The sequence below is a fragment of the Bacillota bacterium genome, assembly GCA_013178415.1.
GTDB lineage: Bacteria > Bacillota > SHA-98 > Ch115 > Ch115 > Ch115.
Window position 1 is genome coordinate 39,851 of the sequence record JABLXA010000017.1, and the last position, 12,834, is coordinate 52,684.

Sequence of the window (12,834 nt, forward strand, 5' to 3'; positions counted from 1 at the left end):
AATCGGAGGGAAAGATATGCGGAGTGTTTTGAAGGTACCGTTCTCCAACCCAGCGCCTGACTTTGACGAGTTAACAAGTGTCGTGAAGGGAGAGAAAAAGGCGGAAAGGGTTCATTTCGTCGAATTGGGTATTGATCCTGAGATTGTAAACCATATTCTGGAAGAATTCTTGGATGAGAAGCCAGTCAAATCTCCTCTAGATGAGTTCGAGACCTTCTATAGGCAGAGAATAGAATTCTGGTATAGGATGGGCTATGACTATATAAGAGTTGCCGGAGGGCTAGATTTTCCCCGAGCCAAGCACAAGCAAGCTGAAGACACGGCCCTGCTCTCTCGGGGGGCGCGTAGTTGGATAGATGAGGGTTCGGGGGTTATATCTTCCTGGAAAGATTTTGAGGAATATCCATGGCCCAAGCCCGAAAGTATAGTTTTTTCGCATTATGAGTTTGTCTCCAAGAATCTGCCAGGCGGAATGAAAATGATGGTTTGCCCCTCCAGTGGAGTGTTTGAGATCTGCAGCGAAGAATTGCTCGGTTTTGAGGGGATGAGCTATTTGATCCATGATGACCCCAACCTGGTAGAAGCTGTTTTCAATAGGGTCGGGGAACTAATCTATGAATTCTATAAAAATCTCGTTACTCTTGAAGGGGTAGGGGGGTTTTTCCAGGGAGATGACTTAGGATTTAAGACCTCTACCATAATCTCTCCTGCTCTTCTGCGAAAGCTTGTACTCCCTTGGCATAAGAAGTTTGCGGCACTCGCCCATAAGCATAATAAGATGTACTGGCTTCATTCATGCGGTAACCTAGTAGAGATTGAGAAGGACCTTATAAATGACGTCCAAATCGATGCCCTGCATTCTTTCCAGGATGCCATAATGCCAGTCGTTGAGTTTAAGAAGCGCTGTGGTGATCAGGTGGCAGCCCTCGGCGGAGTCGATATGGACCGGCTCTGCAGGTCGGATGAAGAGGAGCTACGTAGGTACGTTCGCGAAATCCTAAAGAACTGTATGCCTATCAGGTATGCTTTGGGTTCTGGTAATACTGTGGCAAATTATGTCCCCGTCAAGAATTATCTGATAATGCTGGACGAGGGTGCCCGGTGGATCAGATAGCAATGAGTGGGAATGGAAAGCGGGCGTTTGGACAACCGTCTAGGAGGCTGTCAAGGAATTGGAAGGCATACACTAATGCCATAGGATATTCTAGCTTTGATTGCATGTTGAGTGATGATAGGAGGGTAAACCCGGTATTTGTGGAAACTAGGAGCAGAAGAAGGTTGCTGAGCTTTTGAGGGAAGTAAAGGAGTGGGAGATGACGGTGTGGCAGGGGGCGAGGTAGGCCATCCGGCCTTCGGCAATCCTGAAGGAGTCAGTTACTCAATATACCATAAACTAATCGAGGTATTTGAGGGATATGGGCTTTACAGTTGATACAAAGCAGGAGATTTCGATGCTCAGGTGGCCCGGGGCGAGCGACTCTTGCGAGACGGGGGTGTGGATATGAAACTAGGAGGACTTTATGAAGACATCCGGGCTGAGGTTGACTTGCTAGAGATCATCAGTACCCACGAGCACAATCTGGTTCCGGAGCGCGGAGTTCCCGTCACCCTGGAATACATCTTTCAGCATTCCTATGTGGGCTGGTGCGGGGTAAGCCCCGGAGAGACAGGGGAGGAGAGGGAGGCGTTCCTCCACAAGGTCGGGGTTAATTCCTACTACCGGTGGCTTCTCTTTGCCCTCCGGGACCTGTACGGCTTCGAGGGGGAGCTTACCGCGCAGAACTGGGACGAGGTCTCAAGCCGGATCACCAGGGCCCATGAGGACCCGGAATGGTATTTCAAAATAATGGCGGAACATGGAAGGATCAGGCGCGCTATCCTGGATGCCTATTGGGATCCGGGGAGCGATAATGGTCACCCTGAGTACTATTCCCCCGCCTTTCGGATCAATGCCTTTGTCATGAGTTATGGCCCGAAAGCAAGAGACCATAACGGGAATAATGCGTTCGACATTCTCTCCAGGTATGGTATGGAGGTTAAGGACTTTGACGATTACCTGGGGGCCCTTGAGGCTTTATTGAACCTTAAGAAGTTGCAGGGGTGCGTGGCGTTGAAATCCGCCCTGGCCTACGATCGCCCTCTTTACTTTGACGAGGTCCCCCATGAGGTAGCTGAGGGAGTCTTTGCGAAACGGGGATGCAGTGTGAGCCCTGCAGAGGCAAAAGCCTTTGGGGACTACATGTTTTACTTCATTGCGGAGAGGGCCGGAGAGCTGGGCCTTCCCTTGCAGTGCCATGTAGGACTTGGTAGGATCGGTGGCTCGAATCCCATGAACCTTGTACCTGTGATCGAGAAATGTCCGAAAACCAGGTTCGTACTGTTCCATGGAGGATACCCCTGGTTCCACCAGATCGGTGGGCTCCTGCATAATTACGACAATGTTTACGCGGACTTGGTATGGTTGCCCCTTATATCCCCGACCGCCGCGGTAAGCGCCCTTCACGAATGGATCGAAGTTGCGAAGACTTCTGAGAAGCTCACGTGGGGCGGGGATGCGTGGACCCCTGAAGAGGTTTATGGGGGCACTTTATCCATCAGGTATGTGATTTCAAAGGTGCTGGCGGAAAAGTTAGCGGAAGGCTATTTCGATAGGGAAACGGCCTTAAAGCTTGCAAGGCTGATCCTGAGCGAGAATGCGCGAAAGCTCTATAGATTGCAGTAGAGGAAGCAGATTGGGGCTGCGATGAACTTTGCCTGCGGGGCGGAGGGTGGGCCTTTTACCTGGCCGGCCGCCCGGGTTTTGTATGCCCGGCATGGACGATGGCTATGGGGAGCATATCTCTAACCTTTCTCTCAAGAATTGTTCGACAGCATGCCGGTCAGGAATGCCTGAGCGGCCGCCGGGGCGGGTAGCTTTTATGGCAGCGGCGGCCGTTGCCATCAGTATAGCCTGATCGAGCGGTATGTCGCCTTGCGCCAAGCAAGCAGCGTACACTCCATGGAATACATCTCCGCATCCGGTCGTGTCAACGGGTTCGATCTTGAAGGCTGGTTGATGTCGTATGATGCCATCCATCAGAGTATACCAGGTCCCTTTATCGCCGCAGGTAACGGCAGTGCAGGCGCGCCTATTCTGTGCCAGCCATTTGACCATACGTTCCGGGTCCTCAGATCCGCTCAATTTGGCGGCAAGGTGACGTGGTAGAATAAGGTGATCTACCTCCGCCATTAATTCTAGGATTCGCGGGTCCCGAACCGACTCAAAATCAGCTACCACCGGAATACCCAGGGCATGAGCGAGCTGAACCGCGCGCAGCGTCCCTGCGGGTTCAAGTGTATCTATGAATAGCACGCGGCAGCTGCTGATGAGTTCCTTGTTGATTTCTCCAGGGGAGCGGCCGACGACCCCTTTATTCGAGGAGAAAATGGTTCGCGTTTTGTTGGTTTGATCGACGATGATGAAGCCATGGTAAGTGCTGGCCCCAGGCCGTCGTATAACATGGGATATGTCAACCCCCTCCCGCTTGAACTCTTCAAGTGTGAAATTGGAGGCCTCATCATATCCGAGAACGCCGGCGTAGGCTGCTCTTGCGCCGAACCGAGCCGCGGCGACGAGAGCAGTACCTGTCAGCCCTCCCCCCTCGCGTCTAGTATCCGATACTAAGACTTTACTATCGGCAGGCGGGTAGCACTCTACGTAAAGTATTTCGTCAACCGCGACGATCCCGCAGCCAAGAACGTCCCAGCGGGGCTTGGTAGTCATATTAGTTGCCATGGAAGATCGGCGCCCTTTCCTTAATGCATATTTGCAGCCACCATGCATCAATTTTAACCCGAAAGGCAGCGTCTCGCCAAGTGCTTATTGATGAGAATGCAGATCATGCACTAGGCCTATTTCTTACACATCGCGGTATTGCAGCCCCGTCTTTCAACTCCGCGAATCTGGCTATCCCAAGCAGGATTTCGAATGTCTCTGTGGAAGTGAACTATAAAGATTATCAAAAACTTATTCGATCAATTTCACAAAATCTCGCGTGGAAAGCCCATAGCTCCGGCCACTTGGGCGAAGGCGCGGCCCGTCCGTCATTTAAAGGACTGCTGGCAGCGGCGGGGCAGCGTGTTTCCCGAGCCTTGAATCTGGTCATTTATAGGTTCTGGTTCTGTAGATGCTGCGAGGAGGATTCTACATGGTCTAGAAAGGGGATTGATCTCGTGGCAAGGTATCTTATTCGTGAAAGAGTATTTGACTCCGAGCCGGCATATGAGCTTGTAGATGAGGTTTCAGGACTCAGCGCTTTACTCATTTCGGGTTTCGGGAGCAATCTCATTTCATTTCGGGATGTGAGGAAGGGTATTGAATTTATCAAGGGCCCGGAAAATATGTCCCAGCTTCGTGAGCGGCCTACTGGCTTCGGTTTTCCGGTGCTCATGCCCCCCAGCAGAATCGCGGATGGGACTTTTGAATTCATGGGACGCCGCTACCAATTTGAGAAAAATGAGGGCGGGAAGAATCATATTCACGGACTGGTAAGAAATCGGCCCTGGAGGGTCGCGGCCGCTCGGGCCGGCGATGAAGATGGGGCATTTATCCAGACCAGAATATCTTCTGACGATCATCCGGACATGCTGAGATCTCTGCCGCATTCATTTGAATTACGGCTCAGCTTCCGGCTCAAGGATGGCACCCTTTCGATCGAGGTTATGGCAATCAATAACGGGGCCGACCCTATGCCTTTCGGACTCGGATTCCATCCCTATTTCAAGGTTCCCCTTGCCGGAGATAGCTCTAAGGCTTCGTGCTTCATAAAGCTCCCGGCGGCAAAAAGGTGGGAGCTCATAGATCTTCTTCCGACAGGGAAGATCCTGCCTGTAGAGGGCAAGTATGACCTGAGGTCAGGCCGTAGCCTCGATGGACTCATCCTCGATGATGTCTTCACTGATGTCGCGCCGGTGGCCGGCGAGGATGTAATAAGATGCGAATACTGGGATGAGCGTGCCGGAGCAGGCATCATCTTTGAAGCAGGTGTTGAATTTCCTCACTGGGTAGTATATACAGGGCGAACGGCCGATACTGACTTCGTTTGTCTTGAACCATACACCTGGATCCCAAACGCCCCCAACGTAAACTTGCCTGCGGAGCTTACAGGTATGCGCGCTCTAACACAGGGGGAATCCTTCAGAGGGAAGATGGTGTTAAAGCCTCATAATAGATGATCTTGTCACAGGAGACAGAAGCCATGGGGCGAGAGTTTCCGGGGGATGTGCTCCAGGGATATGTTTGGAAGCCCTCTCGAAAGGCCTATATCCCACAATATATTGGGACAATTTCCAGGCATGGCCACAATATATGGAGGTTGCAGGTGTTTTCGAGCAACTTGTGCTAGACGGCAACTGGGAGACCACGCCAGCAATTTTACTTGCCGTCATCTACTCTGCCTCCTCAATTAGGAGCGTATTTCCAACAGTCCATTTGACTAACTCTATCTCGCTTGCCGGTAATGTTGATAAACCAATGCGGTGGCTGCGGTAGTTAGCGCGGACATATGCCCCATGGTGACATAGCTATTCAAACTCCACAATCCTCACTCCTATGCCATGTAGCTGGGCGATCTCATTGATCTCATCCTGCCCCGAGAAAAGACAACCGCTCTCATTTATGACGGCTAGTGCATCCTTTGTGAACCCGCCAGTCGATACAAGCCATATCTTGAGGTCCTGGGCCCTGCGCATCTCCTTTACCACCTCGGCTGCCTTAAGGGCCTTCTCTACCTCCTGGCTGGTCATGGGTTCATTCTTCTGATACTTGCACTCTGCTACCCACAGGTGCTTTGCCCCATCTACCTCATAATCACCATATGCATCAACTTGGTATTCCCCAGAGTTGGGCAGCTTCACAACCATGTCCCCACGTGCCCTGAAGAGAGGAGCTTTGATCACCTCTCCGGGACGGCCAAAGAGTCTCACATCCAGCTCCTCGTTGTTGAACCTGGACATTATGTTCTGGACCACCATCTCGAGAAACTTGCCTTTAACATAGTTAAATAGCCCTTGCTGCTGAAGGTCCACCTTCTCAACATCCTTCACCTCATTCTCATACCGGTACTGAATATAGCGCATGAGCATGATGTCATTGAAGGTGTAATGCCTCCGGCTAGAAGGACGCTTCAGACGTGTTCTTGAAGCTGTCGGAGGAGGCAGGAATTGCGCGAAACGAGTCGAATGGAAACCACTAAAGGTATGAGGGAAGGACTGGTAACGTGCCAGGAGTGTCAGGCCAGCAGACAGATAGCGGGATAGCGGATGGCGGCGGATGTCCGCGGCGGAGAGGCGATTGGGTCGAGCCGGACGAGGGTTGATTTGCGTACACTTGCTTGGCGGTCAGTTAATCCGAAAGGTGGTCGGTAGTGATGGAAGACAAGGCGGAGCTGTTTGAGGCTGTCTTGGCACAGATGCCTGAGGGAATAATCATTATCGGCAAAGACGACCGGATCCTGTTTGTGAACGAGAAGGGTGAGCAGATCAGGCGCATTGCCGCGGCGAATGTCGTGGGTCGCAGTGTTCTCTCATGTCATCCCGACAAGTCACATGAACGCGTGAGGCGCGCACTGGACTACCTGAAGGCCGGAAAGCAGAAGGATTTCACCAGAATGGTCGTTGACCATGTGAACGACAGGTACTACGAGAACACCTACGCTGGCATAAGGAATGCCAGGGGCGAATACATTGGTTCAATCGTAATATCGAGAGACGTCACAGAACGAAGAAAACTCGATGAGGAACGGGCGACATACCTGCGCAACCTGGAGGAAAGACTGGCGGAACTGACCAAGCAACTCGAAGACCTATTCGTTTCATCTATGTCGAGCCTCGTCAACGTCCTTGAGGCAAAGGATCCATATACAGAAGGGCATTCTCTCAGAGTCTGTGAGACAGCGGTAAAGATGGCTGAGCACCGATGGGGGGTCTCGCAGGAGGCGAGGGACGTAGAGCTGGCAGCCAAGCTTCATGACATCGGGAAGATCGCCATCCGAGAGGCTGTGCTAAACAAGCCTGCGCGGCTTACCGATGAGGAATTCGCTCATATAAAGACCCATCCGGTCATCGGCGAGAGGATACTGAGTCCCTTTGGGAAATTGAAGGCCGTCACGCTATACATCAGGCACCACCACGAGAGATTCGATGGCTCTGGGTACCCGGATGGGTTGAGTGGGGAACAGATCCCCGTGGGTGCCAGGATACTTGCCATTGCGGATAGCTACGATGCCATGGTCTCGACTAGGCCGTACCGCGCGGCCATGGAACCAGCGAAGGCAGTCAAGGAGATCGAGTCGGGTGCCGGAACCCAATTCGATCCAGAGTGGTGCGAGGTGTTTCTCGAACTCTTCCGTTCCGGCAGTCTGGGGTGAACAGTCGTGGTCCTGACCCGGCATACGCCGGGGTCATCATTCTTGCTGGAGAGGTGGCCACGGACATCCAGTAATCCTTTCGTCAGCTGCGCATGCCCTTCCTCAGCCCTCCAATAAACGTCCTCTCGATGGTTTTCTTTTCAGACACAAGCCCCGGTCTCCCGTACTTGCAAGAAGGAGAAAGCTTTTTCTTGGCGTAATATATTGCATATTGTAAATATGGTTCGTTAAGGGAAATATGTTGGCTGACTTGATGGGGCGTGGGTCGCTATTGGCAATCGCGGTCCAGACTATCTCCCGTTGAGGCGCGCTCGCGGTGGCGTTCAATTGTCCTACCCGGATCAACCAGGATGATTTCTATGAGATTCCAGACATAGAAGGATATGCTACTATCACGCTTTTAGTATCGCTTGAGAACTGGGAGCCGGGCACAGTTAGAGTGTTTAGGATAGCTAATCTTTGTTCAGATTTCAAGAAGGAGGCGGTTGATATATGTCTTCCAAGGCAGGATCCCATCTACCTGCGTCGGAGCCTCTTCGCAAAGCGGAGATGACCATAAGGTTGTCGGAATTCGAGATCCCGCCCATGCAGGACGCCCTACTTGTAGGGAAAAAGGCCCCCATTGGACCCGAAGCTGTGCGCAGGATGGTGGACGCCCTATCGCCAGAGCAGTATGAAATCATCAGGATCGAGCATCAGGTGTTTGAAGCTGCGGTATTGAAGAGATCTCTCTTGAAGTTGTTACCGGAGGAGAAACTCCTCCCTATCCTCCTGGAGGAGTGCGAACGCGTAGCTGATGAACAGGCGGTTGTAAAAGCTCAGGTGAATATCGTAATTCAGGTAAACCGGGCGGTGGACTTATAAATGCACACCGTAGGAGAGATCATGACTAAAGAGCTTGTGACGGTTAAGCCTGAGGATTCGGTGGCTCGAGTAGCCGAGCTTATGGAGAGGACCAAGATCGGAGGATTTCCGGTTGTAGAAGGCGGGCGGCTTGTGGGGATTATAACCTCACGCGATATAAGAGGTTGTCATCCCAACCGGCTTATAGCGGATGCAATGACCAAGGAAGTGGTGACTGTACCCCACACGTGCTCACTTTGGGAGGCAAAGGAGCTACTTGAGCGACACGGCATCGAGCGGCTCGTGGTGATGGATGGAGACTGTGCGGTTGGGGTGGTGACGAAATCACTCCTTTACGCTGAGTTCGGAAAGTACATAGATGCCCTTACGGGACTGCACAAAGCAGAATTTGTTCAACGGAAAGCCCTGGAACTTCTGCAGGGTGGGAAGGAAATTGCAGTTATCTTCTTGGATCTGGACAACTTCGGGGCAGTTGACAAGGAACTTGGGCACGTGGTGGGCGACGAGATCCTCTATAGGGTGGCGAAGATTCTGGCCGGCGTGGTTGAAGAAGGTTCCGACCATCTATTCCGGTATGCAGGGGATGAATTTGCAGTTGTAACCATGAAACCTCTGGAAGAAGCGAAGAAGCTTGCCTTGCGAATGGTAAATGCGATTTCTGAAGAAGAATGGCCGCTGGGAATCAAAGTAGCAGCTTCTGCAGGTGTGGCCGGGGGCCGGCGGGCTTCTCCTCGGCATGGAGATTCAGAGCTATATGCAGTCAGCTATCTGATCAACATGGCAAGCCTGGCTTCGACCAGGGCAAAGAAGGAAGGGAAGCAGGTAGTTGTAGCAGGGAAGATAGAGTTGAGAGAGGCCGACTGCATGTAATACTGTCCTGAGACGGCATGACCGTGGTTATGTGTTTGCATGAAACTTGACATCACGGACTTCCACTGAAACCCCAGCCCTGCGTCGGTTTTCATCTATGAACGACGTCACCTCATAAAGGCCGCTATAAAGGCCGCTTGCATCATTGGCGGCTATTAAAATTCCGGCATTTGCCGAGATTAAGGAAAGGCTCCTATTCGGCGAGGACTACGTAAACACCGGTTATGTGTTCACGAAGCCGGAAGGCGGTCCGTTGGAGCCTTGCTACGTGACTGGCTACTTTAACAGGATTGTCAAAAAGGCGGGGATAAGGAGCATTAAGTTCCACGCACTAAGGCACACCCGTGCAACTTTGTTAGGAGCAGCAGGGGTGCCGCTCAAATCCGTTTCTGCTCGCCTGGGTCACTCATCTGTTGTAATGACCGGGGACATCTATTCACATGTATACAGCGATATGGACAGGGAAGCTGCTGACACTTTCGAAGAAATACTCAATAAGGCAAAAGTTGGGAAGAAAGATTTTCTCTCTTTGGCAGAGTAATCACTGGACTCGATTATTCCACCAAAAGTTTTGGGGCCCCTCTTGGAATATACTGGAGTAAACATTCCACCAAGAGTCCCACCAAATCCCTAATTTTTAGGAGATGTATCCGGTTTCCAGAAAGCCCTCAACCCCTTGAAATACTTGGTGCCGAAGCGGGGATTTGAACCCCGACGGCCGTTAATGGCCACTAGACCCTGAATCTAGCGCGTCTGCCATTTCCGCCACTTCGGCACAAAAATCAAGAATTTCCTGGCCTCCTGGGCCATTTGTCGTTTGGTCCGGGGATATCCCTGATGTTTTGGTCGCGGCTTCTCCCCCGCGGATTTTAGTTTAACATGTAGGCGAATGGACGTCAATAGGGATCCCAAATTCCCAAATTCGATCCTCTATCGCTGCGTCCCTCTTGGGCCAGCGCTTCATACGGCCGTCCTTATCATCGACTCCAGGAAGGGCCCTCCATTGATAAGATAAATAGGCTGGCGGATGCTGCCAATGTTTCATATTCAAAGGTGAGGTGGCGGGATTTTCGGCACTTGAGGGCAGAGGTTGACGGAATTTCAGCCACTTCTGCATCCAAGCCGACTTAAAGCTCGCCACTCCGAGCCACTATATCCCATAAAATTCCTTATTATGGATAATCATAACCTATAATATTCCAATTTGGGGGCAAGGTGGCGGAAAATTCGCCACTCTTGGCCAGGAACTGGCGAAATCTCGGCCACCCTTGAGCAAAACCTGCCTAAATTTCAACCACCTCAAGGTGAGATCGGCCCAAAATTTGCCAGAATGTTCCCGTCCTGACGGGAAATTCGCCACCCCGGCGAGGAGGCTGACGGATTCTTAGCCACTTTTACGTGGGACCTGCCTGCAATCTCGTCACCCTCGGTCTAAGCTGACGGATTCCCAGCCACTTTCGTAGGGGATCTGCCTACAGTCTCGTCACCCTCGGTCTAGGCTGACGAATTTTCAGCTATTTCGGCGCGCAACTCGCCCAAAAACTTGCCACCCTCGGTCCAGGATGACTGAAAATTCGCCATCCTTGGTCCAGGGTGACCGAAAACTCGTCACCAGCGATTTGGGCTGACTAAAGACTCGCCACCCACCTTAGAGATCTGGCCGAGAGCTTGTCACCCGCGCTTTTAGGTGGAGAGAAGGCAGCCATCCGCCTCAAAGACCCGGCAAAATGCCGCTAGCTGACCCAAGCCCCACCTCTACCGGGAGACCGGGCGTGATAGCATGGCAGACCCCCATACCGCCACAGTGGCACCATCAGAATGATGAAAACCGCAACGTGCATTTTTCGGGGTAGACTCCCATGCCGCTGCGGCGGCACCACCAGAAGCATGAAAACGGCCGGATCTATTTTCGTGGTAGACTCCCATGCCGCTGCGGCACCATCAGATGGATGAAAATTCCTGGACTGCCATCCCGGTATCTTCAGGGTAGGCCCTCATGCTGCTAAGTCAGCACCAGCAGAAGGGAGCCAGCCCCAGTGAACATGCTAGTTATGACATGGCTTGCGCAGCCAAAACCCCATGCCCCCTCATACTGAATATCGACAGCCAGAGTCAGGCTTTCTTGTTCTTGTAATCCTTGATCGCCTCGTGCAGGGCATCGGCAGCCAGGTTAGAACAGTGCATCTTGTTTGCCGGAAGCCCATCGAGGGCTTCCGCGACGGCCCTGTTTGAGATCTCCATGGCTTCCTCAAGGGTCTTGCCCTTAACGAGCTCGGTCACCATGCTGCTTGTAGCTATCGCGGCACCGCAACCGAAAGTCTTGAATCTCGCATCGACTATCCTACCATTCTCGACTTTTATCATAAGCTTCATGACATCCCCACAGATGGGGTTCCCTACCTGCCCTACCCCATCTGCATCAGGCATATCACCAACATTCCTCGGATTCATGAAATGATCCATAACCTTCTGGGAATACATATCCGACTCATCCTCCCCCCGCTTTTCTATACGCCAAATGGTGACATAGCCCTGAGTTTCTCCACGATCTTGGGAAGCACATCTAGAACATACCTCACATCTTCTTCGGTGTTATCTCTTCCAAGAGTCAGCCTCAGGGATCCATGCGCCAGCTCGTGGGGGATTCCCATGGCCAGTAGAACATGCGATGGCTCTAATGCACCTGATGTACAGGCAGATCCTGATGAACCTGCGATGCCCTCAAGGTCTAGATTCAGCAATATTGATTCTCCTTCTATGAATTTGAAGCAGAAGCTAGCATTCCCGGGAAGCCGTTCACCGGGGTGTCCAGTCAGTGTTACCTCAGGAATGGAATTCATGATGCCTTCGATAAGCATATTGCGCAAACTCGTAAGTCTTGCCGCATATTCGGGTTGCTCCTGAGATGCCAGTTCTATTGCCTTTGCAAGGCCCACAATAGCCGGGACGTTCTCAGTTCCAGCCCTCCGGCCACGTTCCTGAGCGCCGCCGGTCATGTATGGGCGGAATCTCACACCCTTGCGAACGTAAAGCGCGCCTATGCCCTTGGGGCCATAGAACTTATGCGCTGAGAGCGAGAGCATATCTACCCCAAGATCCCTGACATTCACCGGGAGATTGCCTATTGTCTGAACGGCATCTGTGTGGAAATATATCCCTGCTTCCCGGGCGATCTTCGCGATCTCATCAATAGGTTCTATCGTCCCGACCTCGTTATTGGCGTGCATCACGGAGATCAGGATCGTCTTGTCGGTTATGGCCTTCTTTACATCCTCGGGATTCACCATCCCATAGGAATCTACTGGCAGCAAAGTCACCTCGAATCCTGATTTCCTCAGGTCTTCACAGCTATTCAGCACGGCATGGTGCTCCACTGAAGATGTTATGATGTGGTTTCCCTTCTTCTGATTTGCCAAAGCGACTCCCTTGATTGCAGTATTGTCCGATTCAGTGCCTCCGGAAGTGAATATCACCTCAGAAGGATCCGCTCCGATCGCACTGGCCACTTTGTCTCGTGATTCGTCAAGCGCATTTCTCGTCTCCCTGCCGAAGGCGTGTATACTTGACGGATTGCCGAACTTCTCCGCAAGATACGGCATCATGGCTTCAATAACCTCTTTCCGACAGGACGTAGTCGCCGCGTGGTCCAAATATACCTTCCGCATTCAAACAGCCCCTCTTTCATAGAAAATCA

11 protein-coding genes and 1 tRNA gene are annotated in these 12,834 nt (G+C 52.0%); 7 read left to right on the plus strand and 5 right to left on the minus strand.

Annotated elements, in window-relative coordinates:
* Positions 1–16: 16 nt before the first annotated feature.
* Together HPY52_12730 and HPY52_12735 are read left to right on the plus strand one after the other, a co-directional pair.
* Positions 17–1,114 (plus strand): uroporphyrinogen-III decarboxylase-like protein, encoded by a 1,098-nt coding sequence (locus HPY52_12730; protein ID NPV81114.1) that lies wholly within the window; start codon positions 17–19, stop codon positions 1,112–1,114.
* Positions 1,115–1,501: 387 nt separating this feature from the next.
* On the plus strand, positions 1,502–2,722 hold the full coding sequence (locus HPY52_12735) for an amidohydrolase family protein (GenBank protein NPV81115.1): 1,221 nt from the start codon (positions 1,502–1,504) through the stop codon (positions 2,720–2,722).
* A 102-nt stretch (positions 2,723–2,824) separates the two neighbouring features.
* Here HPY52_12735 and HPY52_12740 read toward each other — a convergent pair whose 3' ends face one another.
* Positions 2,825–3,763: a hypothetical protein gene (locus tag HPY52_12740; GenBank protein NPV81116.1), complete on the minus strand. Its 939-nt coding sequence runs from the start codon at positions 3,761–3,763 to the stop codon at positions 2,825–2,827.
* A 449-nt stretch (positions 3,764–4,212) separates the two neighbouring features.
* Between HPY52_12740 and HPY52_12745 the strand changes: the two genes are divergently transcribed.
* Positions 4,213–5,214 (plus strand): aldose 1-epimerase, encoded by a 1,002-nt coding sequence (locus HPY52_12745; GenBank protein ID NPV81117.1) that lies wholly within the window; start codon positions 4,213–4,215, stop codon positions 5,212–5,214.
* Positions 5,215–5,562: 348 nt separating this feature from the next.
* Here HPY52_12745 and HPY52_12750 read toward each other — a convergent pair whose 3' ends face one another.
* On the minus strand, positions 5,563–6,117 hold the full coding sequence (locus HPY52_12750) for a hypothetical protein (GenBank protein ID NPV81118.1): 555 nt from the start codon (positions 6,115–6,117) through the stop codon (positions 5,563–5,565).
* A 290-nt stretch (positions 6,118–6,407) separates the two neighbouring features.
* Here HPY52_12750 and HPY52_12755 point away from each other — a divergent pair, with 290 nt between their 5' ends.
* The 4 genes from HPY52_12755 to HPY52_12770 all read left to right on the plus strand — a co-directional run bounded on the left by HPY52_12755 (position 6,408) and on the right by HPY52_12770 (position 9,681).
* Positions 6,408–7,406, plus strand: coding sequence for an HD domain-containing protein (locus tag HPY52_12755; protein ID NPV81119.1), 999 nt, complete (start codon positions 6,408–6,410; stop codon positions 7,404–7,406).
* Between the two features lie 492 nt (positions 7,407–7,898).
* The gene (locus HPY52_12760) at positions 7,899–8,270 is read left to right on the plus strand and encodes a hypothetical protein (GenBank protein ID NPV81120.1); all 372 of its coding nucleotides are present in this window, start codon (positions 7,899–7,901) and stop codon (positions 8,268–8,270) included.
* Positions 8,271–9,140 carry a CBS domain-containing protein gene (locus HPY52_12765; GenBank protein ID NPV81121.1) on the plus strand — a complete coding sequence of 290 codons (870 nt, stop codon included), beginning with the start codon at positions 8,271–8,273 and terminating at the stop codon, positions 9,138–9,140.
* Between the two features lie 145 nt (positions 9,141–9,285).
* Positions 9,286–9,681 carry a tyrosine-type recombinase/integrase gene (locus HPY52_12770; protein ID NPV81122.1) on the plus strand — a complete coding sequence of 132 codons (396 nt, stop codon included), beginning with the start codon at positions 9,286–9,288 and terminating at the stop codon, positions 9,679–9,681.
* 145 nt (positions 9,682–9,826) lie between these two features.
* Here the strand turns inward: HPY52_12770 and HPY52_12775 are convergent.
* From HPY52_12775 to nifS, 3 genes are all read right to left on the minus strand, one after another.
* Positions 9,827–9,915 (minus strand) — tRNA-Leu (locus HPY52_12775).
* A 1,337-nt stretch (positions 9,916–11,252) separates the two neighbouring features.
* Positions 11,253–11,621, minus strand: coding sequence for a Fe-S cluster assembly scaffold protein NifU (nifU, locus tag HPY52_12780; GenBank protein ID NPV81123.1), 369 nt, complete (start codon positions 11,619–11,621; stop codon positions 11,253–11,255).
* Positions 11,622–11,647: 26 nt separating this feature from the next.
* Positions 11,648–12,805, minus strand: coding sequence for a cysteine desulfurase NifS (gene nifS / locus HPY52_12785; protein ID NPV81124.1), 1,158 nt, complete (start codon positions 12,803–12,805; stop codon positions 11,648–11,650).
* Positions 12,806–12,834 lie beyond the last annotated feature (29 nt).

Bases quoted from the DNA above. Each gene is read 5' to 3' on its own strand.
- nifS (NPV81124.1), bottom strand. From the start codon at position 12,805: ATGCGGAAGGTATATTTGGACCACGCGGCGACTACGTCCTGTCGGAAA.
- HPY52_12730 (NPV81114.1), top strand. From the start codon at position 17: ATGCGGAGTGTTTTGAAGGTACCGTTCTCCAACCCAGCGCCTGACTTT.
- HPY52_12760 (NPV81120.1), top strand. From the start codon at position 7,899: ATGTCTTCCAAGGCAGGATCCCATCTACCTGCGTCGGAGCCTCTTCGC.
- HPY52_12735 (NPV81115.1), top strand. From the start codon at position 1,502: ATGAAACTAGGAGGACTTTATGAAGACATCCGGGCTGAGGTTGACTTG.
- HPY52_12755 (NPV81119.1), top strand. From the start codon at position 6,408: ATGGAAGACAAGGCGGAGCTGTTTGAGGCTGTCTTGGCACAGATGCCT.
- HPY52_12750 (NPV81118.1), bottom strand. From the start codon at position 6,117: ATGCGCTATATTCAGTACCGGTATGAGAATGAGGTGAAGGATGTTGAG.
- nifU (NPV81123.1), bottom strand. From the start codon at position 11,621: ATGTATTCCCAGAAGGTTATGGATCATTTCATGAATCCGAGGAATGTT.
- HPY52_12765 (NPV81121.1), top strand. From the start codon at position 8,271: ATGCACACCGTAGGAGAGATCATGACTAAAGAGCTTGTGACGGTTAAG.
- HPY52_12740 (NPV81116.1), bottom strand. From the start codon at position 3,763: ATGACTACCAAGCCCCGCTGGGACGTTCTTGGCTGCGGGATCGTCGCG.